This is a genomic window from Labrys sp. 22185, from assembly GCF_052045555.1.
GTDB classification, from domain to species: Bacteria; Pseudomonadota; Alphaproteobacteria; order Rhizobiales; family Labraceae; genus Labrys; species Labrys neptuniae.
This window is the reverse complement of sequence record NZ_JBQEPH010000035.1, coordinates 1-23,428: the sequence shown is the minus strand read 5'-3', so window position 1 is coordinate 23,428 and position 23,428 is coordinate 1. Positions and strand designations below refer to the sequence as shown.

General features: G+C 59.6%; 23 protein-coding genes and 2 pseudogenes. 18 read left to right on the top strand and 7 right to left on the bottom strand.

The features are described from left to right. Positions 1-121 precede the first annotated feature (121 nt). The 14 genes from ACTJKX_RS33105 to ACTJKX_RS33040 all read left to right on the top strand — a co-directional run bounded on the left by ACTJKX_RS33105 (position 122) and on the right by ACTJKX_RS33040 (position 10,317). Positions 122-973 (top strand): hypothetical protein, encoded by an 852-nt coding sequence (locus ACTJKX_RS33105; RefSeq protein WP_440727886.1) that lies wholly within the window; start codon positions 122-124, stop codon positions 971-973. Between the two features lie 207 nt (positions 974-1,180). Then, entirely contained in the window at positions 1,181-1,402 is a 222-nt protein-coding gene (locus tag ACTJKX_RS33100; protein WP_311934714.1) for a helix-turn-helix domain-containing protein, read from the top strand. A gap of 432 nt (positions 1,403-1,834) precedes the next feature. Beyond that, entirely contained in the window at positions 1,835-2,236 is a 402-nt protein-coding gene (locus ACTJKX_RS33095) for a single-stranded DNA-binding protein (RefSeq protein WP_440727885.1), read from the top strand. A 308-nt stretch (positions 2,237-2,544) separates the two neighbouring features. After that, positions 2,545-2,748: a hypothetical protein gene (locus ACTJKX_RS33090; protein WP_311945040.1), complete on the top strand. Its 204-nt coding sequence runs from the start codon at positions 2,545-2,547 to the stop codon at positions 2,746-2,748. A gap of 161 nt (positions 2,749-2,909) precedes the next feature. Next, a complete protein-coding gene (locus ACTJKX_RS33085) occupies positions 2,910-3,119 on the top strand; it encodes a cold-shock protein (protein WP_311945041.1) in 210 nt (69 codons plus the stop codon). A 271-nt stretch (positions 3,120-3,390) separates the two neighbouring features. Next, the gene (locus ACTJKX_RS33080) at positions 3,391-5,043 is read left to right on the top strand and encodes a DUF6138 family protein (RefSeq protein WP_440727884.1); all 1,653 of its coding nucleotides are present in this window, start codon (positions 3,391-3,393) and stop codon (positions 5,041-5,043) included. Between the two features lie 265 nt (positions 5,044-5,308). After that, positions 5,309-5,524: a transcriptional regulator domain-containing protein gene (locus ACTJKX_RS33075; protein WP_440727883.1), complete on the top strand. Its 216-nt coding sequence runs from the start codon at positions 5,309-5,311 to the stop codon at positions 5,522-5,524. A gap of 226 nt (positions 5,525-5,750) precedes the next feature. Beyond that, on the top strand, positions 5,751-6,077 hold the full coding sequence (locus ACTJKX_RS33070; protein ID WP_440727882.1) for a DUF2285 domain-containing protein: 327 nt from the start codon (positions 5,751-5,753) through the stop codon (positions 6,075-6,077). 142 nt (positions 6,078-6,219) lie between these two features. Next, positions 6,220-6,495 (top strand): helix-turn-helix transcriptional regulator, encoded by a 276-nt coding sequence (locus ACTJKX_RS33065; protein ID WP_440727881.1) that lies wholly within the window; start codon positions 6,220-6,222, stop codon positions 6,493-6,495. A 14-nt stretch (positions 6,496-6,509) separates the two neighbouring features. Continuing rightward, positions 6,510-7,394, top strand: coding sequence for a replication initiator protein A (locus ACTJKX_RS33060; RefSeq protein WP_440727880.1), 885 nt, complete (start codon positions 6,510-6,512; stop codon positions 7,392-7,394). Between the two features lie 682 nt (positions 7,395-8,076). After that, positions 8,077-8,595, top strand: coding sequence for a DUF2840 domain-containing protein (locus ACTJKX_RS33055; protein WP_440727879.1), 519 nt, complete (start codon positions 8,077-8,079; stop codon positions 8,593-8,595). Then, complete coding sequence (locus tag ACTJKX_RS33050) at positions 8,592-9,137, top strand: S26 family signal peptidase (RefSeq protein ID WP_440727878.1); 546 nt, start codon at positions 8,592-8,594, stop codon at positions 9,135-9,137. The genes ACTJKX_RS33055 and ACTJKX_RS33050 overlap by 4 nt, the downstream gene beginning before the upstream one ends. Positions 9,138-9,204: 67 nt before the next feature. After that, a complete protein-coding gene (locus ACTJKX_RS33045) occupies positions 9,205-9,540 on the top strand; it encodes a DUF736 domain-containing protein (RefSeq protein ID WP_440727877.1) in 336 nt (111 codons plus the stop codon). A 3-nt stretch (positions 9,541-9,543) separates the two neighbouring features. Continuing rightward, a complete protein-coding gene (locus ACTJKX_RS33040) occupies positions 9,544-10,317 on the top strand; it encodes a lytic transglycosylase domain-containing protein (protein WP_440727876.1) in 774 nt (257 codons plus the stop codon). Positions 10,318-10,433: 116 nt separating this feature from the next. Here ACTJKX_RS33040 and tnpC read toward each other — a convergent pair whose 3' ends face one another. The 3 genes from tnpC to tnpA all read right to left on the bottom strand — a co-directional run bounded on the left by tnpC (position 10,434) and on the right by tnpA (position 13,264). Then, positions 10,434-11,963, bottom strand: coding sequence for an IS66 family transposase (gene tnpC / locus ACTJKX_RS33035; protein WP_440727875.1), 1,530 nt, complete (start codon positions 11,961-11,963; stop codon positions 10,434-10,436). Between the two features lie 72 nt (positions 11,964-12,035). Next, positions 12,036-12,389 carry an IS66 family insertion sequence element accessory protein TnpB gene (gene tnpB, locus ACTJKX_RS33030; protein WP_440727874.1) on the bottom strand — a complete coding sequence of 118 codons (354 nt, stop codon included), beginning with the start codon at positions 12,387-12,389 and terminating at the stop codon, positions 12,036-12,038. Continuing rightward, on the bottom strand, positions 12,386-13,264 hold the full coding sequence (gene tnpA, locus ACTJKX_RS33025; RefSeq protein WP_440727873.1) for an IS66 family insertion sequence element accessory protein TnpA: 879 nt from the start codon (positions 13,262-13,264) through the stop codon (positions 12,386-12,388). Before tnpA ends, tnpB begins: the two co-directional genes overlap by 4 nt. A 245-nt stretch (positions 13,265-13,509) precedes the next feature. Between tnpA and ACTJKX_RS33020 the strand changes: the two genes are divergently transcribed. The 3 genes from ACTJKX_RS33020 to ACTJKX_RS33010 are packed head-to-tail and all read left to right on the top strand — an operon-like array spanning position 13,510 to position 17,752. Next, positions 13,510-15,279 carry a relaxase/mobilization nuclease domain-containing protein gene (locus ACTJKX_RS33020; RefSeq protein ID WP_440727872.1) on the top strand — a complete coding sequence of 590 codons (1,770 nt, stop codon included), beginning with the start codon at positions 13,510-13,512 and terminating at the stop codon, positions 15,277-15,279. A gap of 43 nt (positions 15,280-15,322) precedes the next feature. After that, complete coding sequence (locus ACTJKX_RS33015; protein WP_440727871.1) at positions 15,323-17,311, top strand: conjugal transfer protein TraG; 1,989 nt, start codon at positions 15,323-15,325, stop codon at positions 17,309-17,311. 3 nt (positions 17,312-17,314) lie between these two features. After that, positions 17,315-17,752 (top strand): ribbon-helix-helix protein, CopG family, encoded by a 438-nt coding sequence (locus ACTJKX_RS33010; protein WP_440727870.1) that lies wholly within the window; start codon positions 17,315-17,317, stop codon positions 17,750-17,752. 68 nt (positions 17,753-17,820) lie between these two features. On the opposite strand, the pseudogene ACTJKX_RS33005 reads toward ACTJKX_RS33010, so the two are convergent. Continuing rightward, positions 17,821-18,111, bottom strand: a pseudogene (locus ACTJKX_RS33005) (transposase); the annotation flags it as partial. On the opposite strand from ACTJKX_RS33005, the pseudogene ACTJKX_RS33000 reads away from it, so the two are divergent. Next, positions 18,111-18,881: pseudogene (locus tag ACTJKX_RS33000) on the top strand (DDE-type integrase/transposase/recombinase); the annotation flags it as partial. The pseudogenes ACTJKX_RS33005 and ACTJKX_RS33000 sit on opposite strands and share 1 nt — an antisense overlap. Before the next feature lie 72 nt (positions 18,882-18,953). On the opposite strand, the gene ACTJKX_RS32995 reads toward ACTJKX_RS33000, so the two are convergent. From ACTJKX_RS32995 to ACTJKX_RS32985, 3 genes are all read right to left on the bottom strand, one after another. Beyond that, a complete protein-coding gene (locus tag ACTJKX_RS32995) occupies positions 18,954-20,819 on the bottom strand; it encodes a hypothetical protein (RefSeq protein WP_440727869.1) in 1,866 nt (621 codons plus the stop codon). Between the two features lie 828 nt (positions 20,820-21,647). Then, positions 21,648-23,114: an HlyD family type I secretion periplasmic adaptor subunit gene (locus tag ACTJKX_RS32990; RefSeq protein ID WP_394314840.1), complete on the bottom strand. Its 1,467-nt coding sequence runs from the start codon at positions 23,112-23,114 to the stop codon at positions 21,648-21,650. Beyond that, positions 23,111-23,428, bottom strand: a 318-nt coding sequence (locus tag ACTJKX_RS32985) for an ATP-binding cassette domain-containing protein (protein ID WP_440727868.1), incomplete at its 5' end; no start/stop codon positions are given. The genes ACTJKX_RS32990 and ACTJKX_RS32985, both read right to left, overlap by 4 nt.

The window sequence follows — 23,428 nt, the reverse complement described above, 5'->3', positions numbered from 1 at the left end:
TACCGGTTGCCGAATTGAGGCTAACCAATTGGTATGTCGAATATATTCTGCAATGTAGTTTGCAAACCCACCTGGCGGCGCACAAGCTGAAGTCGAGAAATGGCACGCAGGGAGATTCCTGATGATCAAGACCGGCCCGAGCTCTCCAGATGGTATCCGGATGGTGAAGCATGACTTTTCGGCCAGCTATAATCGGGACTGGCCGCACAGCTATCTGAAGGCGCATCTGGCGCTGGATTACATCATTCCCGATCGAGCCAAGCCCGTCTTTCTGTCGATCTTCGATCGCTACAGGTCGCTGCGCCAAAAGGATCGGCTCAAGATCATCGATATCGGCTGTTCCTACGGCATCAATGCCGCGCTCCTACGTACCGACATGAGCCTTGATGACCTCTACGCGGCCTATGCCGCCGAGGACGGACCTCTGGCCGGTCGGCGCAGCGTCGACCATCGTGCCTTCTTTGAAAGCCGGAGTGTGGGAGCCGACCTTCATATTGTCGGCGTCGACCCCAGCGAACGGGCTGCCCGCTACGCCCGGTCCGTTGGATTGGTCGATGCCATCGTCACCACCGACCTGGAGCGCACCGAGCCTACCGTCCCCGAAAAACGGGCGCTGGAAGGAGCTGACATCATCATTTCGACGGGAAGTGTCGGCTATGCCACCGAGCGTACCTTCGCGCGAATATACGCGGCAGCCAGGATATCTCGTCCATGGGTGGCAGCCTTCGTCATGCATCCTTATTCCTACACCGACATAGCCACCATGCTGGCATCCCATGGTTTGCAGTCCAGGGAGGTTCTGGCTGCTCGTCAGCGTCGGTTTTCCACGGCCAGCGAGCAACATGGCCTCCTTGAGGTGATGCAGGAGCGGGGCTTTGAAACTCGTCTCGAACGTACGACCGGCTACATCTATGCATCGTTTCATCTTTCGGCCCTGCCAGACGAAATGCCTGATCAGCGGCATCGGCCGTGATCATTGCCGGAACAGGAGCGCGGTGCCTTAAGGTCCGTCTCAGATTTGGACTGCTCAAGATGAATTACCCGCGAAAAGTCTGGGGGCATAACAGCGATTGATGCCGCTCTCCACCCGGCATCCACGCCTTTAGATTGTTCGGGATGGATCGCATTTACATATTATAGTTGATACACATACGCGCCGCCTTACGCCAACCATTGGCGCATGGATATGCGCAAGCTGGTAGGGCAGAACTTCGCTCGCCTGCGACAGGAAAGAGGCCTGACGCAGGAAGAGGTCGAGGCGCGCTCGGGCTTCAGCCAGCAATATCTCTCCAACCTGGAGCGGGGTAAGCGTAACCCAACCATCATTACGCTCTATGAATTGGCACAGGCCCTTGAGGTCAGTCATGTCGAGCTCCTTCTTCCTCCTGGCGAAGAGGCATAAGCCCTAGAAGCTGCGGACGTCGGCACGTACCCAAGTATCCCTCCAGTCAGGTGTTGCTTGACTGACTGAGCATGTTGCCGGTCTCGACTTTGGCACGATGTGGAAGGCGGTCGAGCGCCTCGGCGTTGGACGGGGATTTCGGGGAACCGGGCGTATCATCGCGGCCGGCAAGGACGTGGGTTTTGCTGTATGTCCCCGAGGTCGCGCTTGCGAAAGCACCAATCCCTCCGACTGACAGATCCCCTAAGTCCGTTCGAGATTCTCCAGCAACCCCCGCGGTTCCGCACCGTGTGGGCGCAAGCGCCTGCCCGCACCACTGCGGACCTTAGGGGTCAGGTTGCCGCCTGAGGCGGCAATGCAGGCCTCTCTCGACGGCCTCGGCCGGGTCTCGTCGGAGGGAATGGTCCCTTCGAGAAGCAACGGAGACCCACAATGCAGAACATCGTCATTCTCGCCGGCAACATCGGCCAGGCCCCGGAAACTCGCACCACCCAGAACGGCACTACCATCACCCACTTCACGCTTGCTACCTCGCGTCCCCGCTACACCGAAGGCAAGGTCATTCGTGACAAGGACGGCTACCGGGTTCAGGACACCGAATGGCACCGCATCACCGCCTTCAACGGACTCGGCAAGACGATCCGGCAGCATTGCGAGGCAGGTATGAAGGTTCTGGTTCGCGGCCGCATTCACTACACCAAATGGACCGACCAGGACGGCGTCGAGCGCTATGGCTGCGAGATCATCGCCGAGACGGTCGACTTCCTGAGCCGGGCTAAACAGACCGAAAACGGCGAGGATCGGCAGGACGACGACTCGGGTATCCCATTCTAAGCCGAGTATCAGGAGCCCGGTGGCGCAAGCCACCGGGTTCTTGCGATCATCGCGTCCAACACTCCGGCTTGCCAGCCGGAACGGAGCGGCCCCGCGCCTGCCGGCGCTGATGGGGCCGCGCTCCCTTTCTCTCTCGGACATCCAAGTCTACGGCTCGCTCAGCCAGCCTCAAGGACGAGCGGTTCCCCCAAAATTCTGGCGAATTTCGGCTCCCCCACTCGCCGACTCCGTCGGTCGCTGCGCGCTCCTCGACCCTGTCTTCGCTGCGACCGTGCCCGCCTCCGGTCATCGAGACCAAGGAGGACACCATGACCTACGAATTTAGCCTCGAGCAGCACATCGAAGAATTGCGTGCCGAATACAAAACCTGCCTCGATCCCATTGAACGCGAGGCGATCGGGAACGCCTTGCAGGAAGCCCGCAAGGCCCTCGCTGCCGAGGAAGCCGATAGCTTCTGGGCTACCTTCCTCGCTCCGACCGAACCGGTCCCGGCCGCAGCCATCCCGTTCTGAGGCTTCGAGAGGCAGGTGCGGATGCGCCTGTCTCTCTTCTCCTTGTGCACAGCGCCGCTCGTGGGCATCGAGCCCATTCGCGGCGCACCAAAATCCTTGCTGGCGTACCATGCCGCCTCAGGTTAGCGTTCGCTGCTCTTTTTTTGTGGAGGGATCTTTGGATGGCCACTGGTACCGTCAAATGGTTCAACGCCCAGAAGGGATATGGCTTCATTCAGCCCGATGACGGAGGTGGCGATGTTTTCCTCCATGTCAGCGAGATTGAGAAGGCAGGCCTTGATGATGTCCACGAGGGACAGAAGGTTGCCTATGAACTTGTGACCGACCGCAAGACGGGCAAGGCCAAGGCCGGGAATCTGAAGGTTGTGTGATCATGGCCCGTCTCACCTACTACGTCGTTCCGGCCCGTCGCACGCGCTCAGGGAAAGCCGCGCGGCAAGCCCCCAAGCTAAAAGACTGCAGACAAAAAAAGTTATGTCGCATGCATAGGGCGGGCGAGTATTCCACAAGCGATATCGCAGATTTCTTTTATATATTACAGAAAAATATCTATCTGAGTTTGAATTTCCAAGATCAGGCGGAGTTTATTTCTGAAATAAATTTAGGTCACAACACGACTAAGTTCCGGTAGAGGATTTGCCCATGCTAATTGGTTATGCGTATACCTACGGCAAAACTTCAGCCGGCAATCAGGATCTAAGTCGCCAACGTTCTGCACTGACGGCAGCCGGCTGTACCTCGATTTATGAGGATCGGCTCACAATGGGCAATCCCCGACCGAAACGAAAACGCGTATTTGATGAGCTTCGTGAAGGTGACACTCTTGTTGTCACCCAACTTGATCGGCTGGCGGATCCTCACGGAAAACATGAACTGACAATGATCGCGAGCCTTCTCAGTGAGCGCAAAGTTGGGCTGCGTTCACTTACCGAGGCCTGGGCCGATGCGAATAACATAATCACGAATTACCTTGATTATCAGAAATATCAGAAGAATCCACTCACATTAAAGCCTATATATGAGGAATTTGTTCGTATCGTTCTTGAAAGCGGAGACGATTATAAAATTGATTACCCATGGTGTTTGACATTTGGCTATCAAGGTGGCTCGTCGATTGAGCGCTGGGGGATTGGCAATGATCATCTTTTAGAAATATTTCTTTATTTTCAGGATAAAGAGGGGTTTAGCTACGAAAAATCTAAAAACTTTTGTGAAAAGTTGCGTAAAATCGGAAGATGGCATGAGTTAAAGCCAAAATTAGACGAGTGGCTTCAACGCGCTCACGAGAAATTGATCGTAGGAGAGGTCGAATATAATATCGCACATTTCGCGTGCTATATTGCTATTTGTAATATAAAATATGGAGCAAGTTGGGACTACTTCACTGCAGAAGAAATATTCAGAAAGATGACTGCCCTGGGGTCTAAATTGCCATCTCAACTAAAGCAGTACGGAAGTGGCGAGCTGCCAAAAGCTATCACGGACTACAAAGATGAAGATTTAACGTTTAAAGCAAACGATGCCTTCGCCACGATCCGGATGGCCATCAAGATTGAGAGCGAGGAGAATTATCGAAAAATTCTCGACCACCTTGCCGATGTATTAGAAGCAGAGTTTCCCCGAAGCTACGCCATTGAGTTCCGTAGCCCGAACAAAATGTTCCTACCAATCGGCGGATTGCCAAAAAAGGGTGTCAATCAACTATTTGCTAATGCCGCAATCTACCCCGCCCTCTGGCCGCTGATCGAGCGGTATGCTCGTCTGGCCATGCGCGAGTTCGAATGGTATTCGAACTCGCCGGAGGAGAACCCGGTGATGCCGGGCACATTCGCTGTGTTTGCTTTGACTCTGGCTGATAAGTCCTATGGTGGCCTCGCTTTAGACTATCTGCGCATCTGTGATGGAGAACATCAGTCGGCTCATGCCAACCTGGTCCATGCTTATATCGCGAAATACGGTTTCACACGTGATGCGATCCGCCTGCTGATTGCCTCTGCCGAAAACATTCAGCACATGACCGCTCGCAAGATCTATCCAGCGCTGATCGCGAATAAGAATAGCCTGGCTCTCCTCGTTCAAGCCCGAAAAGGCGAGATGAGCGAAACGCTTGTTGAGGAGCCTAGAAAAAGTACCTTGTGGGCTAGAGACCCGGATCGCGCTTGGCGAAATGTTCTAGCAACTATCTGGGGTGACGCAGCCATAGATCGGCCGGATGAGATCGTGGAAGCGGCGCCGGAGGAATTGCGAAGCCTGTATCGAACAATCTTGGGAATGGATAGAGACATCTCGGCATAAGTCGGACGTATCTAGGCGATCAATCGGAAAGAAATTTTGTTCTTGATAGGTCCAACCATAGGCATGTTGGCGATAAGTTCCCAGGGTAACCTCAAAAATTGGCCGAATGATCACGCTCCGTCCTTGCAAAGGCATAGGGTCAAGCCTGGTTACAGACAACGTGATGCCGAAACGGCAACACCTGTTGCCCATTCTCTGACTCCCCGTGAGCCGTCGATCCCGGAATCCTAGTTCTGCCTCATTGAGGAGGCGGATTGGGGGAACGATGGGACCAGATGCATCCCGGTGGCGCACCGCCGCGCACTACGATCATATCAATGAGCTGACAGCTTCCGATCTGGCCTGGGAGTGGCTGCGCCGCAACGAGGCTTATCGCCGGGACTATGTCGCATTTGCCACGACCGGCGTCGACCGCCATTCGCTTGGCAACCGGATCCGCGAACGCTGGAGGTTGCAATTTCCCGGCCGATCCTTCGCATGATCGACCCGCTATCTTCTGGTCCCCGCTCGAAGACACGAGCACGGTCCTGCTGGCGCCGACCCCGGGTGGGCTGATCGATTCCAGCGATATTCGGGCACAGCTCGCGGGACAGGTGACGCGAACCGATGAGCTGGGAACGCACGTCCTTTTTGAGCTCGGCACACAACGGCGCACGCAACTCCTCTGTCACGGGCATAGCGAGCGCGCAGGGGCGCTGGCGGCCCTTGTGCCACTTGGCCTCGAGGGCTTTGATCGTCTCGAAGCGCTCTATCGTTTCCTGGCCGCCTTGCATCGCCGGCGCGTACCGCCCGATAGCCGCCTGACACCCCAGCAACGGGCCCGTGCTCGCCGTATGCTGCAGGCCTGGGACGGTTCGCGCCACGGCGCCACCCAGCAGGATATCGCCCAGGTCGTGTTGCGACAGGAGCCACTTGCTCGCGACGACTGGCAGGTCGCCTCGACCCGCTTTGTCGTCATGGCCCTGCTGCGTGAGGCCCGCGCCATGATTGCTGGCGGCTATCGCAAACTGCTTCGTCATCGCCGTAGATCCTAGCCGCATCCGCCGTCGATGCCGGTGTGCGATTTTGGGTACCCCTAAATTCGCACTGCATCTCGACACCCTCACTTCGCCATCGTGGTCTCGTGCTCGCCGCTGGTCGTCAGTGGTGATCCAAACGCCACGAAAGGCCCATTCCATGCGATCAGATTTAGCTGCCCTGCCGCCGAAGTTCCTGCGTACCAAGGAAGCCGCCCACTTCCTCAGCCTCTCCGCCCGCACGCTGGAAAAGCATCGCACCTACGGAACCGGCCCGGCCTATCGCAAGCTCGGCGGGCGGGTCGTCTACGCCATCGACGAGCTTCTCGCCTGGACTGACCGCGGCGCCGTCACCTCGACCAGCGATCCGCGCGGATCGGTCCTGCCGGCCAAGCGGCATGCCTCGCCGCTCCACGCCAGTCGTTTTCCCCGCTGACCGGCGGCCCGTTCATGACGGCGCGGCGTCGACCCTCCTCGGAACGCGGACAGCTCGACCTGTTCCAGTCCCGACCCGGCGACATCGCGCCCCGAGACGCGCAGGACCTCATGGCCTATCCCTTCTTTTCCCTCGCCAAGTCGCATCGGGTCACGCCGATCGATTTCCGCGCCGGTGATGTCTCGATCCGGGTCGAAGCCGTGCCTGAACATGGCATGGCCACGATCTGGGATGCCGATATCCTGATCTGGGCGGCAAGCCAGATCATCGAGGCTCGCGATTCCGGGCTGGGCACGTCGCGGCTCATGGCCGCCACGCCCTACGAGATCCTCAGATTCATCGGGCGGGGCACCAGTCTGCGCGACTATCAGCGTCTCAAGGCCGCGTTCGATCGCCTGCAATCGACCACCGTATGCACCTCAATCCGGCAGCCGGTAGAGGGCAGGCGGCACCGTTTCTCCTGGATCAATGAGTGGCAGGAGTGCACCGATCAGCGCGGGCGGCCCCTCGGCCTCGAACTGATCCTGCCCGACTGGTTTTACCGCGCCGTGGTCGACGATGCCTTCGTGCTCACCATCGACAGGGCTTATTTTGGGCTGACCGGTGGGCTCGAGCGCTGGCTCTATCGCCTGGTACGCAAGCATGGCGGCCGCCAGGAATATGGCTGGAGCTTCGATTTCGTTCAGCTCCATCGCAAATCCGGCAGCCTCTCGTCCCTCAAGCATTTCGCCTACGACCTGCGCGACATCGTCCGCCGGCAGGCTTTGCCCGGCTATCGGCTGAGCCTGGACCACGGCGCGAGCGGTTCGCAAACCCTGTCCTTTACTCCTGTCGATCCCATGTCGTTCGCCCGGCGGCGCCGCCTGCGACCAGCTCTGACCTCTGTGGATAAGCTGTGAATAGTCTCGTGCCATCAAGGACCCGACCTGACGTGCCATCGAGGACCCGATCCGCGTGCCATCGGGGACCGGAATCGTCGTTCCCTCCCGTCATTTCAAAGGCTTACAGCGCTCGTAACTTATATAACTTAGATTCCTTCGGAATCTTTCTAACGGATCAGCGCTTCTGCCAGCCTGAGGATAACCTATCGGGTTCTCTCAAAGCGCAGACCCGCTTCCCTCCGATCGTCGCATCGAGCAAAGGCCGGTCTTCTCTTCGTCCAGGGCTTGGGCTGCCTTCTTGGTCCCCAACGCAGGCGGAGCCTTCGCTCAACCTCGCCCATGGCATCGATATAGATGCTCCAAGCTGTCACCTTGGCAGTGCGATCCGGGCGCTGCCGTTCGGCGGTGAAGCCGTGATCCAGCCGATCAGCTCCCTGATCTCGTACCAGTGCGCGACGTCCCGTGAACCGGGGCACGAGTTCGCGGATATGACATGGAATTCGCGCGCCAAATGCTCTGTGGCTGATACCTCGCCGCGCAACGGCGATGTTGCCGACCTTGTTTGCCGGCTGACCATAGTTCTGAAGCCCAGCCAATGTGGCGGGTCCGAGAGCGCAACAGTTCGGCGCAGTGCAGCTGTCGCCAACAGGCGGTGCTTCGTGCCCGCGCGGCCATTTCCATTCCACCTCGGAGAACCAGCATGACCGGCGCAGCTTGTCACGGCCTGCGCGGCGATCTTCGGCCGACCGCGCGAGAAGACGCTCTCACGCATGTCGAGCTGACCTGGATCGACCGACGCATGTCGAACTGGATCCGCTTCGGCCATGCGGCGCAGGAGCAGGCAATCGACCGGCAGCGGCGCATTCTCTCGTTCCGTCCGGGCAGCATCTTTGCCTTCCTGCGCTGGGCCGCCAACGACTATGGGACGATCCTGTCCTGCATCGACATTGTGCGGGCTGTCGAGCAAGGCGAGCCCTATCAGACTCTGCCATTCGTGCGGCCGGGTGCCGACATCCTGCTCCGGATCGAGGGCTGGCCGAAGGTCGAGCAGGTGCTCCGGCATATCGATGCGATCGAAGCGCTCGACATCGATCTGGCCGAGGTCGCGCCCGACCATTGGCGGCATGTTCACAACCGCATGAACGTCGGGTTGTCGCCACGTCCCTACACGATTGGCCGTCACCAAGCCTGGCTCAAACGGCGGGAGATCGAACGATGACCCGTCGAAGTTATGTCATCGCGACGACGCTCGCGGTGGTCGGCACCGCCATCCCGACCATTGTGCCGATGCCCCTCCGGCTCGTCTGGAACGCCTCGGCCAGCACGCCGATCGGTCTGTATTTGGTCACATCGGCGGACGCTCTCGATACCGACGACCTTATCGCGGTTCTCCCGCTCGAGCCGGTTGTCCACTTCATGGTCGAGCGCGGCTATGTCGGGCAAGGCGTGCCACTCCTCAAATATGTCGCTGCGCGAACAGGGCAGGTGGTGTGCCGTCGCGAGCGCAGCATCCGGGTCGATGGAGCGTTGGTCGGCGACGCGCTCGATCGCGACCGGCAGGGCCGCGCCCTGCCGGTCTGGCAAGGCTGCCGTCGGCTGTCCGATGGCGAGATCTTCGTCATGAACCGGGCCGTCCGCGACAGCTTCGACGGCCGCTATTTCGGTGTGCTGCCGGCAAGCAGCGTGATCGGCCGGGCCATCCCCTTGTTCACCGACGAAGCCGGCGAGGGCCGGTTTCGATGGCGCGCGCCGACGCGCTGAACGCTCGCCGGCGGCCTACCTGCCGTCATCGTTCTCATCACTGAACCACCATGACATGGAGCTAGACATGGCACAGATCGGACAGTTCACGCGCGAGAGGAAGGGGTTCTTCGGACGCATTCATACGCTGTTCCTCAACACGGAGTTGGCCCTTCTTCCGGCCGAACCGAACGAAGCCGAGAATACGCCCGACTACCGGTTGCATGTCGGTGGTGAAGAAGGCCCCGAGATCGGTGCCGGATGGCAACGCACCAGCGAGAAGGCTGGGGCCTTCATCTCCCTGGTCATCGACGATCCGGCCCTGCCGCAACCGATCCGCGCCAATTTGTTCCAGGACGGCGGCGACAAAACCTCCTGGTCACTGCACTGGAGCCGCCCGCGCGATCGCACGGAGAAGGACTGAGCAATGGCATCGCACTGTTCCCCGGTGAGCAACCCGGCGGTGCCTTGGTTGCACCGTACTGCACGGCGCGTGGTCCTCCTTTCCCTTGCCGGCCTGATTGTTGTGATCGTGCCTCCTGGCGCAGCCATTGCCCAACCAGCCGTCGTCGATCGTCTCTCGCCAAGGGATCCCTATGCCAGGCACATTGCCGATGCCGCACAGCGCTTCCGTCTGCCGTCGGCCTGGATCCGGGCTGTCATGCGTGCCGAGAGTGACAGCGAGATTGCTGCCGTCTCGCGCAAGGGCGCCCGCGGCCTGATGCAGATCATGCCGGCGACCTGGCTCGATCTGCGTGCTCGGCATCGCCTCGGCCCCGATCCCTTCGATCCGCGCGACAACATCCTGGCGGGCACCGCCTATCTGCGCGAGCTCTACGACCGGTACGGCTCGCCCGGCTTCCTGGCCGCCTACAATGCCGGTCCGGCGCGCTATGAAGCCTATCTCGCCGGGCGTCCTTTGCCGGCCGAGACCCGCGCCTATGTCGCAATGCTCGCGCCGATCATGGGCGTCGACAAACGATTGCGCCCTTTCGTTCTTGCGGCGGTCGATCCCAAGGCTTGGAAGCGCGCACCGCTCTTCATCGCCCAACTGGACGGCCGACCGGGTGCAGCGGGACTGCTGGTCGATCGTCGGTCAAATGACAGCGCGATGGCAGCCAAGGCGCGCAGCGTCGCAGTCATCGTGCCGCATTCGGAGAGCTTGTTCGCAATGCACGCAGGTGGAAGGAGGGTGCCATGAGGACGCTGAGCGAGCCGATGCTGTTTCGCGCTGTCTCGGGTTCTGGCGTGGTCTGGAGGGAGCGCAGGGGGAAGCCAGGGGAGGCGACCGTAAGCGTCCGGCGCCGGCACATGGCCCTATCTATTGACAGGATTTGCAGCCTTCCACGCCCAGGGCAAGAGTTCATCGAGCCGGTTGACGGGGTGACCGTCGACCATGCGTTGGAGGATATCGGCGAGATAGGCATAGGGCTCGACGTTGTTGAGCTTTGCCGTCTCGATCAGCGAGCACAGGATCGCCCAGCGCTCGCCACCGGCGTCGCTGCCGGCAAACAGATGGTTCTTGCGTCCGAGCTTCACGGGGCGGATCGCTCGCTCGACCGGATTGGTGTCGAGCTCGATGCGGCCATCGTGGAGGAAGCGGGTCAATTCGTCCCAGCGCGACAGCGCATACCGGATCGCATCGGCGAGTGTGCTACGGCCAGAGATGCGCTTGAGCTGTGCGCCCAGCCAGGCATGCAGTTGGTCGACCAGTGGCCGCGATCGTCTCCGTCGGGCGGCCAGCCGGTGGGGTGGAGATTGGCCGCGAAGCTGCGCTTCCACAGCATAGATCTCGCCGATCCGGCGCAAAGCCTCGTCTGCTACCGGCGATCCCGTGGTTTGGGACACATCGTAAAAATTGCGCCGCGTATGAGCCCAGCAGGCGGCCAACATAATCTCGCCCTTGGCGGTGAGCTGCTCGAAGCCGGCATAGCCATCGACATGCAGCACGCCCTTGAAGTGCTGGAGATGCGATACGGGACGTTCGGCCCTGCGATCCGGAGCGTACAGATAGACCGCGGCCGGCGGCTCAGGACCGGACCAGGCCCGTTGCTCACGGGCATAGACCCAAAGCCTGCCGGTCTTGGTGCGGCCACGGCCAGGATCGAGCACCGGGATCGACGTGTCGTCGGCGAACAGATTGCCGGAAGCGAATACGTTGCGGCACAGCCTTTCGTGCAGGGCTTCGAGCCACCAGCAGGCACCGCCGACCCACCCGGCCAAGGTGGAACGCGCCAGCTCGACACCGTGCCGGGCGAAGATCTGCGACTGCCGGTAGAGCGGTGTGTGGTCGCAATATTTGCTCACCAACACATGGGCAATCAGCGCCGGCGTTGCCGTGCCGCCGGCGATCAACCGCTCCGGCGCTGGAGCTTGCGCCACCGTCTCGCAGGTCCGGCAGGCATATTTGGGACGAACGGTGCGGATCACGCGAAGTTGAGCTGGGATCCAGTCCAGCATCTCGCTGGCGCTTTCGCCGATTGCATGCAACGCGCCGCCACAGTCCGTGCAGACGGCACTATCGATATCGATCCGCACGTCTTCGCGCGGCAGATGATCGGGCAAGGATTTGCGACGGGATGGTTGATCGGAGGGTCTCCTTACGGCAGCAGGATGGCTCTCGCGAATGCGGGCAATGTCGCTATCGAGATCTTCCAGAGCGAGTGCCAGTTGGTCGGCGTCGAGACGCTCGGAGCGGCGGCCGAACTGCGCCCGCTGAAGCTTCTTGATGATCGACTGCAGGCGTTCGATCTCGCCGTCGCGGCTCTCGACGACACCAGCCATCTCGCGCACGAGCTGGTGCAGGAGGCTGACATCGGAAGGCAGATTGTCGAGATCGATCAACATGATCGACTCTATCATGACGTGCCCCAAACCCCAAGGATTCCGGGCATTTACGTGCTGTTTGGCGGTGGATTCTCAGCCCGCCCGAGCAGGCTTCCACACCCGTTCGGGTGCGCGCCAGTCGATACCCTCGATCAGCATGGCAAGCTGCGCCGGCGTCAGCGTGATCGAGCCATCGAAGCCGGCCATTACCGGCCAGGCGAAGCTGCCCTGATCGAGCCGCTTGGTGAACAGGCACAACCCGTTCCCATCCCAGAACAGGATCTTGAGCATCGAGGCTTTCCTGCCCCGGAAGGCGAACAGATGGCCCGAGAACGGATCCTGCTTCAGCGTCTCCTGCACCAACATGGCAAGCCCATCCAGGCCCTTGCGCATGTCGGTGTAGCCCAAAGCCAAATGCACTTTCACGCCGGCCGGGACCATCATCATGGTGCGGTCCCTCCGCTACCCGCTTGCGCACGCACCGCAGCGGGATCGCTGCCTGCCGGCGCGAAGACGCGTCGCCCGTCCGGCAGATCGACAGCCTCCATTCCGCTCGGTGGCTGCACAAGCTTCCGCAACGCGCGTGTTGTCGCTGCGTCGTCAGCCAACGGCACGGTCGCCAGCCGCGCGCGCTTCTTCTGCGCCACGCCGAACTGCACACGCCAGCGGAACAGCATTCCCGTGACGATCCCGTGCTTGCGCGCGACCTGCGAGACGCTGACGCCTGTCTGGTCACTTTCCAGCGCGATGGCTCGCTTATCTTCGTCGCTGAAGAAGCGCCGGGACGGCTCACTCTTCACAACGTCTGTCAAGCCGGTTTCCGGCGTCATAGCGTTAGCACTAGTGCTAACGACCGGTCGAGCGGAGGGATGAAGATGCGCCCGCCAGTCGATTTCCACCTCGCCGCTCTCCAGCAGAAGGCACCATCGGCGCAGCGTACGCGGCGACAAATGCAGCGAGCCGGCGTAGTCGCGGATGCTCATCCCGCTCCAGTTCATCGCCTCCACATGCATTGCCCAGAACGCTTGAAGCGCCCTGTTGCGGGTGTCCGTGCTGACAGCAAAGTGCCGCCGGACACCGTTCCCTCGGCGCTTCTCGCGCTCAGCCAATCTCTTCTCGCGGCGCAATTGTGCCTGATATTCCGCATGTTTACGAGCGGCGTCCGCGCCAAGAAGGTACTCGAGCCAGCGGTCGAACGTGCCCTTCGTCAGGCGATGCTTGCGACAATATTCCGTCCTGGTCACACCGCTGCGGCGCCAGGCATCGATGTGAATCAGCCGGTAGGACTGGCGTACCTTGTTCCCATAATGTCTCAAATTCATCGCAGATCCTCCTTACTGCGAAGGAACCCGACATGTTGCGATATTGCACGGGGGAAAGAGCGTGCAAGCGGGGCACGCTTACAGGCGACCGGAGTATGGCGAGATAAAAGCGCCTGCCCGGAATGCGCCAAGCCACTGACGTGGCTCGTTTTTTCCAGTGCAGGCCGGTCGGTCGCGGGCATGCTGCCCGGTTTTTGTGAGAGTTTTCAATGCTCCCGCATGCACAGCCCGCTGGAGGCCTTGCCATGAGCGGGCGGGACAGCGACCTTTGCATCCGGCCTGGCCGTATCCGCTCCACCCGTGCGCCCAAGCCCAAGAGCTTCATCAACAGGGTGCTGCGAGCCGCGCAGAGGGCCGGACACATCGCCGGCACCCGATCCGCAAGAACGACGGGCGGCCGGCCTGGCCATTCCACCTTCGGGCGCGGGCGCACCGCCTTCGGCCGCTCACGCCTATTCGCCCCCACGCGCCGCGTCGTGGTCAAGGCCCGCATCGCCCGCCACAAGGGACAGGCCTTCCGCTCGGCGCCGGTCTCGGCGCACCTGTCCTACCTCAAGCGCGAGGGCGTCAGCCGCGAGGGGGGCAGGGGCGTGATGTTCGACGCTGCCACCGATCGCGCCGACGATCTCGCCTTTGCCGAGCGCTGCCGGGACGACCGCCATCACTTCCGCTTCATTGTCTCGCCCGAGGACGCTGCCGAGATGAGCGACCTCAAAGCCTTTACCCGCGATCTTGCCCGGCAGATGGAAGCCGATCTCGGCACCCGCCTAGACTGGGTCGCCGCCGATCACTGGAACACCGACAATCCGCATGTGCATCTCATCGTACGCGGCGTCGACGACACCGGCGCGGATCTGGTGATTGCGCGTGACTATGTCAGCCGGGGCCAGCGCTCGCGCGCCGAGGACCTGATCTGCCTCGAACTCGGCCCCAGACCCGAGCATGAGATCCGCAATGCGCTCGAGAAGGAGATCACGGCCGAACGCTGGACCCGCCTCGACGCCGAGATCCAGCACACCGCCGATGAGGCAGGCTATATCGACCTGCGCCCTGGCAATACCGGCCTTGCCGATCCCGAGCTGCGGCGCCTGATGGTCGGGCGCCTCCAGCATCTGGAGAAGATGGGCCTCGCCGTTCAATCAGCATCAGGCGAATGGTTGGTCGGCCTCGAAGCCGAGCGCACGCTGCGCGATCTGGGGGAACGCAGCGACATCATCAAGACCATGCACCGCGCCTTTGCCGAGCGGGGAGGGGAGCGTGGCGTGGCCGACTATGTCATCGATGATGTCGGCAGTGGTTCGCCGATCATCGGCCGTCTCGTCGACAGAGGCTTGCACGACGAGCTGACCGGTGAAGCCTATGCCGTCATCGACGGCACGGATGGCCGGGCCCATCATGTCCGCTTCCAGGGCATCGAAGCCTTCGAACAGGCGCCGCCCGATGGCGGCATCGTTGAGGTGCGCCGCTTTGGTGGAACGGACGACCGGCGACCGACCCTCGTTCTTGCCCTGCGCTCCGATCTCGATCTTACGGCCCAGGTCAGCGCTCCCGGCTCCACCTGGCTCGATCATCGCCTGGTCGAGCGTGAGCCTATGGCGATGGCTCAGACCGGCTTCGGCCAGGAGGTGCGGGAGGCCATGCTGGCGCGGGCGGAGCATCTGGCCGGTCAGGGGCTGGCACAACGCGACGGCCAGCGCCTGGTGCTGCAGCGCAACCTGCTCTCGACTTTGCGGCGTCGCGAGCTCGAAACGGTCGGCAATCAGCTCTCGGCCGAGACCGGTCTGCCGCACCTGAAGGCTGAGGCAGGCGCCTCCATTGCCGGCACGCTGCGCCAGCGCCTCAGCCTCTCCTCTGGCCGCTTTGCCGTGATCGACAATGGTCTTGGCTTCCAGCTGGTGCCCTGGTCGCGCGAGCTTGATCGCAAGCTTGGCCAGCACGTTGCCGGCATTGCCAGGGAAGGCGGTGGTATCGAATGGAGCCTTGGCCGCAAGCGCGACCTCGGGCTCGGCCTCTGACGTGCGCATAGCCCCAACACCCACGAGCAGAAAGGACCTTGCCATGTCCGCGACCCGGATCCTGTGGGGGCCGATCACAGTGGTCTTTCTTATCGTCCTCGCGACCATCTGGGTCGCCACCCAATATGTCGCCTGGCAGCTCGGCTTCCAGAGTCAGTTGGGAGCGCCGTGGTTCGACTTGCTAGGCTTGCCCGTCTATTACCCGCCAGCCTTTTTCTGGTGGTGGTATTTCTATGATGCCTATGCGCCAGCGATCTTCAACCAAGGCGCGTTCATCGCAGCCTCTGGCGGCTTTCTGTCCATCATGGTTGCCATCGCCATGTCGGTGTGGCGGGCACGCGAGGTGAAGAAGGTTGAGACCTATGGCTCGGCACGCTGGGCCGACTTGAGGGAGATTGCCGCCGCCGGTCTGTTCGGCGCCGATGGCGTCATCCTCGGCCGGCATGAGCGTGCCTATCTGCGCCATGACGGAGCTGAACATGTCCTGTGCTTTGCCCCGACCCGTTCGGGCAAGGGCGTTGGCCTGGTGGTGCCCACATTGCTGACCTGGCCGGGGTCGGCCATCGTCCATGACATCAAGGGCGAGAACTGGCGGCTCACCGCCGGCTTCCGCGCCCGGCACGGTCGCGTCCTTTTGTTCGATCCCACCAACTCGGACTCTGCCGCTTACAATCCCTTGCTCGAGGTGCGCCAGGGCGACTGGGAGGTCAGGGACGTGCAGAACGTCGCCGATGTGCTGGTCGATCCCGAAGGCTCGCTCGAGCGGCGCAATCATTGGGAGAAAACCAGCCATGCACTCCTGGTTGGCGCAATCCTCCATGTTCTCTATGCCGAGAAGGACAAGACGCTGGCCGGCGTCGCCGCCTTCCTTTCCGACCCGCAGCGCTCCATCGAGGCGACACTGCTGGCGATGATGACGACGAAGCACCTGGGCGAAAGGGGACCCCATCCCGTCGTCGCCTCGACCGCGCGCGAACTCCTCAACAAATCAGGCAATGAGCGCTCGGGCGTGCTCTCGACCGCCATGTCCTTCCTCGGCCTCTACCGCGATCCCGTCGTCGCCGCGGTGACCAGCCGCTGCGACTGGCGTATCGCCGACCTGACAGCCGATCTGCGTCCCGCCACACTCTATCTGGTCGTGCCGCCCTCCGACATCTCGCGTACCAAGCCGCTGATCCGCCTCGTGCTCAACCAGATCGGCCGGCGCCTGACCGAGGACCTTGATGCCACGAGCGAGCGCCACCGCCTGCTGATGATGCTGGACGAATTCCCGGCGCTCGGACGGCTCGACTTCTTCGAGTCGGCACTCGCGTTCATGGCCGGCTACGGCATCAAGAGCTTCCTGATCGCCCAGAGCCTCAACCAGATCGAGAAGGCCTATGGCGCCAACAATTCGATCCTGGATAACTGTCATGTCCGGGTGAGCTTCGCCACCAATGACGAGCGCACGGCCAAGCGCGTCTCGGACGCGCTCGGCACCGCAACCGAGATGAAGGCGATGAAGAACTATGCCGGACATCGTCTCTCGCCCTGGCTCGGACACCTCATGGTCTCCCGCTCGGAAACGGCCCGGCCTTTGCTTACGCCGGGCGAGGTGATGCAGCTGCCGCCGGACGAGGAGATCGTCATGCTCGCCGGCACGCCGCCGATCCGGGCGCGGAAAGCACGCTACTATGAGGACGATCGCTTCCGCGGGCGTCTGGTGGACGCGCCTGATCCTCGCCGGTTCGAACGAACCGAAGCTGTCGATGCCTGGTCGAAACGAGAGCCCCAGATGCCCGACCCGATGCTGAAGGCGGCAGCCGTAGCCAATCTGGACGAGGCCAATGCCGGGCTGCGCCGCGAGCCGGACCTGGCGGACCACGTCGCGATCGTCAAGGAAACGCAGGAGGAGAAACCCGCCAAGGAGTTCACCGCCTTGCTCGACGACGAGCCGGAGACCCTTGCTCGCCAGCGTCAGGCATTGCGCCGGAAGACAACGGGCCTGGCGCGACAGGTCTCGCTCGATCCCGATGATGGCATGGAGCTTTGAGCCATGCGCGACCGTCTCAATCTGAGCCTGCCCACCGAGTTGATCGGTCGGATCAACGAGCTTGCCGAGCGCAAGCGCTTGGCGCGCTCCGCTATCGTGGAGGCAGCTGTGGGCTCCTTCCTCTCGCCCGACAATGCCGACCTGCGGGAAGCGGCATTCACCCGCCGCCTCGACCGGCTCACTCGTCAGCTGCAGCGCATCGAGCGCGATGTCGGCGTCACGGCCGAGACTTTGGCCCTGTTCGTTCGCTTCTGGCTCTCGATCACACCGCCGCTGCCGGCGGAGGTGCAGGCTGCTTCCCAGGCCAAAGGACGCGAACGTTTCGAGGGCTTTGTCGAGATCCTCGGCAGGCGACTGCAAAAAGGGCAGAGTTTTCTGCGTGAGATTCCGGACGATGTCGGTGATGATATCTCATCAGGGCAATCCGAGGGCGAGAAATGATATAAGAACGAAGACCGGTGGGCTATCAGAAGATTGTCTCGCCCTAGGATATGTTTTCTGACGCCAAGAATGTTTTTGGGCACCTTCAGCCTGTCGGTGATGTGCCATCCGGCGCGGTCGAGGATAAGGGCGGCATGGGCGCCCTTTACCACCTTGCGACTGGCCTCATCGAGATGGACCTGCATGGCGTCGGTGTCGGCATAGGGCATGGCCAAGCCTGTACCGACGCCACGTGCGGGACAGACGGCACCGAACAGGTAGGCGCTCTGGTAGCGCTGGTCCGCCGGCTGGCGGGGACGTGTACCGCGCCTGGCCCATTGGCGCACAACGCCATTCTTCTGGCCAATGCGAGCTTCATCTGCCGCTGGACGATCGCCCGTATGCGTTGCAGCGGCCGGTCCCGCACCTGACGCGCTCCAGCCTGCATCGCTGCTTGCAGAGCCATGGTATCTCACGCCTGGCGGATGTGGGAGGCGACAAGCCGGTCAAAGCCAAATTCAAGCACTACCCGCTTGGCTACTTCCATATCGACATTGCCGAGGTGCACACCCAAGAAGGCAAGCTCTACCTGCCTGTGGCCATAGATCGGGCTTCCAAGTTCGCGTTTGCCGAACTGCACCAGAAAGCCACGCGACGTGTCGCCGGCAACTTCCTGCGAGCCCTTGCCGCCGCGGTTCCTTACACGACCCACACAGTGCTCACCGACAATGGGACGCACTTCACCGATCCTTCAGGCGATGGCTGGACGCCGCGGGACATTAAGACGATGCGGGCCCTGGGCATGCTCTTCCGCTGCCACTCCTTTGAGGCTGCTTGCGCCGGTCTCGACATCGAGCATCGCCTGACCAAGGCTCGCCATCCTTGGACCAATGGCCAAGTGGAGAGAATGAACCGCACCATCAAGGACGCGACCGTCAGGCGCTTCCACTACGAAAGCCACGACCAACTGCGCCAGCACCTCGCCGACTTCGCCGCGGCCTATATCTTTGCTCGCCGCCTCAAGACCTTATGCGGCCTCACGCCCTACGAAGCAATCTGCAAAGCATGGGCAGGCGAGCCGGCCAAATTCATCAATAACCCGCACCATCAATTGCCGGGACCAAACAATTCTACAATCCAATCTTTCTAAAAATGGGAGAATTGCCGGGGGATGCTTCAGACTGAGGAGTAAGTCTTCGCGCCCCCCGATTTCTCCAATTAATTAATTCGGAAACTGAGTAGTCGGTGGTAAAATAATACGGCTAATGCCAATATCCTTTAAGTGATATCTTTCATTAGATTCAATCATTCCACTGTTGTTTTGGTCATAACCTATAACAATCTCATACCATTTAGCGTCGTTGGCATCAAGGAAGCCATTTTTATCACTGTCGTATTTAGCCAAACTCCGACTTTGTGACTCGCCAAGGGTCCATTCTTTTTGAGGCCCGACAATCTCCGCCTGAGGCATGACTGTAGAAGAATTATTCCCCAAATGTTCACCGTTAACCGCTAACCGGGCTCCAGGCGTATGCGAAATCAACTCTCTTACATCTTCACAAACTTCGCCGGGATCGCATTTGTCTTTCGTTAGCCCAGGCTGACCATATAGATAATCTGCATCTTTTAAGTTAATGTTGCCGTATATGAGTCCATCAATACCGTAATCAAGACGTTCTTTGGCAATATCTTGGTAGCCATCTGGGATGGTCCAGGTAAATACCGCGCTGACCTCTCCTTTTTGCCTGAGGGCGATTGCCTCTTTAACATGCTCGTTAGATGCCAAGAGCATCGTACCACTAGTCCCCCCGGGGACCAATATCCTGTGTTCAGGAGATATTCCCATTTTTTTGAAAAATTCTATACCATCAGCCGGATCGTCCCAACCTGCCGCAACATATTCCCGTTCGGAAAGGTCATTGAAAAGTATCTTAGCTGCAATATTATTGGAATTCTGATAAGATTCGTAAATAACATTTATACCTTGTTCGGTTAATTTTTTTGCCAAGTCCTTCATTTTGTACGCAGCGATTTCGGTTAATGTGTTGTCCTCCAGTTCTTTAATATCAAACCATATCGAGTTTACGTTATGAGTTTTTGCTAGTTCTAAATATTTATTCAATATCTTTTCTAGAGGGTCGCGCTGAGAGTCTCCATTTGGTCTATTGTCATGATCGGCTACCCACTCGTCATTTTTATAGCGCAGATCTATCTCGATACCATTAGCCCCATCATTAATTGCCCGTTCTGCGGCATCCGCTGTGAGCACCTGGTGCGCAAAAGCAAGGATTGGCCGCTCTGTGCCATTTTTTACAACAACATTGACCTTAATTTCGGAATAATTTTCTTCAGTTTTTGGCAATATAAGTGCATACACATTCTCAACCCGCGAGGATGAGCTGTCCGATGCCGCATCAGGAATTCGGCCAATAATTGACCTAGCTAAATTACCTAATATGGGAATAATTGCCTCTGAAACGGAGCTTGCCGTTGCTGATGCCTTCGATATAGTATCCAATATTAAAGTAATTAAGTTTCCTTTTCCCAGTACATTTTCAGCCTCCTTGGTAATAAATGAGATAGAATTGTTGCCTATGTTTATACATTCTGATATAATATTTTGACAAATACTTGTAATATACTTAGAAATGCTTGCTGATGCGTCAAGAACTCCTAATATTGGAGTCTTTATTCCTGGTATGACTTTATCCAGGTTGCCTATCAAATTACCAATAAACTTCCCGGAGATGTTTGATAGATCGTATACCAATCTAGAAGAACTTCCGAGGAACTGCGTAACGGCATCTACAATACCATTAAGATAATCTCCAGAAAAGAATCTTTTGGCACCGTCTGTCACTGCGCTGGTAATTCCGGCAAGAAAATTCATACTTGCATTAATACTGCCTATCGTAAGGTTTGATGCCACATTTACAAGATCCGCGCCAGCAACGAAAGGTATACTTATTAAATTAGAAGCTGCTTTTATGGTGCCGGCTAAAACTTTTTTTGTCGGTTCGATAATGCTCTTGCTGACAAGGTTGCCGACGCTGCTGACAGCCGACGCAACCCACCCAAAAATACTCATCCTGGATAGCCTTCTTTTGTATTTTTTGTTCCTAACGGTCCCGCGTATCGTCATCGCCAAGATAAGCGCGGGCCCCAGTTTCATTAATCTAGATTACTTTTCCTGTTTCGGTGCACCCTTCTTTTGCTTCGTCGTTCACTTATCTCACGGAGGTAATAGGGCGACTTGAACCAATTTCCCGTGGTAATCCTCCAATTTACATTGGGCCTCAGCTCCCCGGTACTCATTGTCCTGAAGAACAAGGACCGCGAAGACCTTGGCCTTCGCACGGGCTGTCATAGATGTATCAAGTGCCACCCGTTATTGTATCGGGCAGTGGCGAGAAGAGTGCGTTGCTCTCGTCTGCCATCTTTGACGCCCCATTGTCATGGCATCCTGTCAACTGCACAAGGCAACGGCGAGCTAGCATTTTTTGTTGCACCCCCCTTCCTCTGATGTGTGCAACGGGCGATAGCATTATAGTTTCGCAGAAAACCTAACATGTCAATATTGTGACGATCAAAAACTGAATAACGAATTTATTTACATAAATATTATAGAACAATATATTTTTAAATATGTTTATTCTTGAATTAAATTCTTAAATCAAAGTATAATTACTTTAGGTGCGATTTCGCAGGCAGGCGCCGGTACGGCGGCCGTCGGAGACCCGAGGCCTTGGTCTGACGCTGATGATTTCAGGATAGAGTTGTAGAGAGCGGCACCGTTGAGGCGCTTGGCACTGACGGCGGCTCGCATATCAGCCTCGCGGCGAGTAGCCCAATATGCTCAATAGTCGTTGGTGACCTCGCGCTGGATGACCGCTGGCCTGTTCCTAGATATCGCCATTTATCTCTCCTTCAAGGCCTCGCTTGCGACCTCGACGATCGGCGAGAACACATATTCGAGAATCCTTCGGCTATCGGTCTTGATCTCGACGGTAGCGGCCATGCCGGGGGTAAGCGTGACGCGATGACCATCGGCATCCATCACTTCCCGATCAGGTGTAAGCGTGACTGGGAAGACGAGGTTCTGGGTACGCTCAGCCCCGGCAAAGGTGGATTTTGCGATCTGCGCGGCCGGATTGCCCTCGAGCTGCGCGGCATCGGCCTCGGGAATGGCATCGGTGGCGACCCGGCTCACCGTGGCATTGATAGTGCCATAGCGGGTGAAGGGGAAGGACTGGATCTTCACCACCGCTTGCTGCCCCGGCCTGACGAAGCCGATGTCCGTGTTGAGAACATAGACCTGGAGCTGAAGCTTGGAGTCATCCGGCACGATGCGCATGACCTCCTGGCCGGGAACGACCACCTGGCCGATGGTGCCGATGACGGAAGCCTGCACCGTGCCGGAGATCGGCGCGAGGATGGTCTTGCGTTCGCGCTGCGCCGTGGCCTTGGCAAGCTTCTGGGTGAGATCGTCGACCTGGCGCTCGGCATCCCCGAGCTTGACCGCATTGTCGGAGACGAAGGTCTCGACCGTCTTGTCGATCTCGCGCGCCAGTACCTCAGCGCCGGACTCGGCCTCCGCCAGTGCACCCTGATGGATGCTCAGCTGGGTGATCTGATACTTCAAGGTCTCGGTGGCATCGATGACGCTGGCCTTGGTCACCGCCTGCTTGGTCTCGGCTGTCGAGCGCATGGCGACACGTTCCTGCAGCGTCGCAATCAGCGATTTCTGGGTCTCGACTGTCTGTTGGCTACGATCCCGCGCGATCAGCTTGGCCTGGCGCTGGGCCTGCAGCGAGGCGAGGCTCGAGCCAAGCTGACTCAGATCGGAATTGAGGATGTGCTGTTCGCGGCTGCGGAGCAACTCGGGAATGTCGTCAGCCCAGGCGATGGAAGGTGGCGGCGTCAGCTTGCGCTGATGGGCGGCATCGATGGCCGCCCGTCGCCGTGCCGCTTCGGCCTTGAAGGAGGCGAGGCTGCGGGTGAGCCCTGCCTCTTCCGCCAATTCCTCGGTGGCGTCGAGCGCGAGGACCACCTCGCCCCGTTTGACATGGCTGCCGTCGACGGGGGGCAGGCTTTTGACTTTGCCTGCCTCTAACGGCTGGATGATCTTGACCTTGCCCGCCGGCTCGAACTTGCCCTGCGCCACCGCGATGATGTCGATGCGCCCGAAGTAGGACCAGAGCAGGGAAACCACCACGAAGGCGCAGATGATCACGATCAGGGCCATGCGCACCGGCGACGGCGGCGTCTCCAGGATCTCCAGGGCCGGCGCCAGGAACTCCTGGTCCGAGCGGCGCGGCTTGAGGCGTTTGGGCGGCCTGGGAATGGGCCGGCCGGCATTGGGCGGTGGGGATTGCGCGTTCATGATGAGGCCGCCTCCATCCTGTCGTTCTGCAGGGCCCAGAGCCGGGCATAGACACCGTCTGGCCTGGCCAGCAGCTCGGCATGGCTGCCGATCTCGACGATGCGGCCATCCGCCATGCCGACGATGCGGTTGCAGGGCCGGACCGCGGCAAGGCGATGGGCGATGATGATCACGGTGCGCCCCTGGACGATCTGGCGCATATTGGTCTGGATCACCCGCTCGCTCTCATAATCGAGCGCCGAGGTCGCCTCGTCGAAGATCAGGATCGGCGGATTGGTGGCAAGGGCTCTGGCAATGGCGATGCGCTGGCGCTG

Coding starts and splice junctions, on each gene's coding strand:
- ACTJKX_RS33020 (WP_440727872.1), top strand. CDS start 13,510: ATGAGCGGGCGGGACAGCGACCTTTGCATCCGGCCTGGCCGTATCCGC.
- ACTJKX_RS33080 (WP_440727884.1), top strand. CDS start 3,391: ATGCTAATTGGTTATGCGTATACCTACGGCAAAACTTCAGCCGGCAAT.
- ACTJKX_RS33100 (WP_311934714.1), top strand. CDS start 1,181: ATGGATATGCGCAAGCTGGTAGGGCAGAACTTCGCTCGCCTGCGACAG.
- ACTJKX_RS33010 (WP_440727870.1), top strand. CDS start 17,315: ATGCGCGACCGTCTCAATCTGAGCCTGCCCACCGAGTTGATCGGTCGG.
- ACTJKX_RS32990 (WP_394314840.1), bottom strand. CDS start 23,114: ATGAACGCGCAATCCCCACCGCCCAATGCCGGCCGGCCCATTCCCAGG.
- ACTJKX_RS33015 (WP_440727871.1), top strand. CDS start 15,323: ATGTCCGCGACCCGGATCCTGTGGGGGCCGATCACAGTGGTCTTTCTT.
- ACTJKX_RS33075 (WP_440727883.1), top strand. CDS start 5,309: ATGGGACCAGATGCATCCCGGTGGCGCACCGCCGCGCACTACGATCAT.
- ACTJKX_RS33060 (WP_440727880.1), top strand. CDS start 6,510: ATGACGGCGCGGCGTCGACCCTCCTCGGAACGCGGACAGCTCGACCTG.
- ACTJKX_RS33085 (WP_311945041.1), top strand. CDS start 2,910: ATGGCCACTGGTACCGTCAAATGGTTCAACGCCCAGAAGGGATATGGC.
- tnpA (WP_440727873.1), bottom strand. CDS start 13,264: ATGAATTTGAGACATTATGGGAACAAGGTACGCCAGTCCTACCGGCTG.
- ACTJKX_RS33095 (WP_440727885.1), top strand. CDS start 1,835: ATGCAGAACATCGTCATTCTCGCCGGCAACATCGGCCAGGCCCCGGAA.
- ACTJKX_RS33065 (WP_440727881.1), top strand. CDS start 6,220: ATGCGATCAGATTTAGCTGCCCTGCCGCCGAAGTTCCTGCGTACCAAG.
- ACTJKX_RS33090 (WP_311945040.1), top strand. CDS start 2,545: ATGACCTACGAATTTAGCCTCGAGCAGCACATCGAAGAATTGCGTGCC.
- ACTJKX_RS33105 (WP_440727886.1), top strand. CDS start 122: ATGATCAAGACCGGCCCGAGCTCTCCAGATGGTATCCGGATGGTGAAG.
- tnpC (WP_440727875.1), bottom strand. CDS start 11,963: ATGTTGATCGATCTCGACAATCTGCCTTCCGATGTCAGCCTCCTGCAC.
- ACTJKX_RS33045 (WP_440727877.1), top strand. CDS start 9,205: ATGGCACAGATCGGACAGTTCACGCGCGAGAGGAAGGGGTTCTTCGGA.
- ACTJKX_RS33050 (WP_440727878.1), top strand. CDS start 8,592: ATGACCCGTCGAAGTTATGTCATCGCGACGACGCTCGCGGTGGTCGGC.
- ACTJKX_RS33040 (WP_440727876.1), top strand. CDS start 9,544: ATGGCATCGCACTGTTCCCCGGTGAGCAACCCGGCGGTGCCTTGGTTG.
- tnpB (WP_440727874.1), bottom strand. CDS start 12,389: ATGATGATGGTCCCGGCCGGCGTGAAAGTGCATTTGGCTTTGGGCTAC.
- ACTJKX_RS32995 (WP_440727869.1), bottom strand. CDS start 20,819: ATGAGTATTTTTGGGTGGGTTGCGTCGGCTGTCAGCAGCGTCGGCAAC.
- ACTJKX_RS33055 (WP_440727879.1), top strand. CDS start 8,077: ATGACCGGCGCAGCTTGTCACGGCCTGCGCGGCGATCTTCGGCCGACC.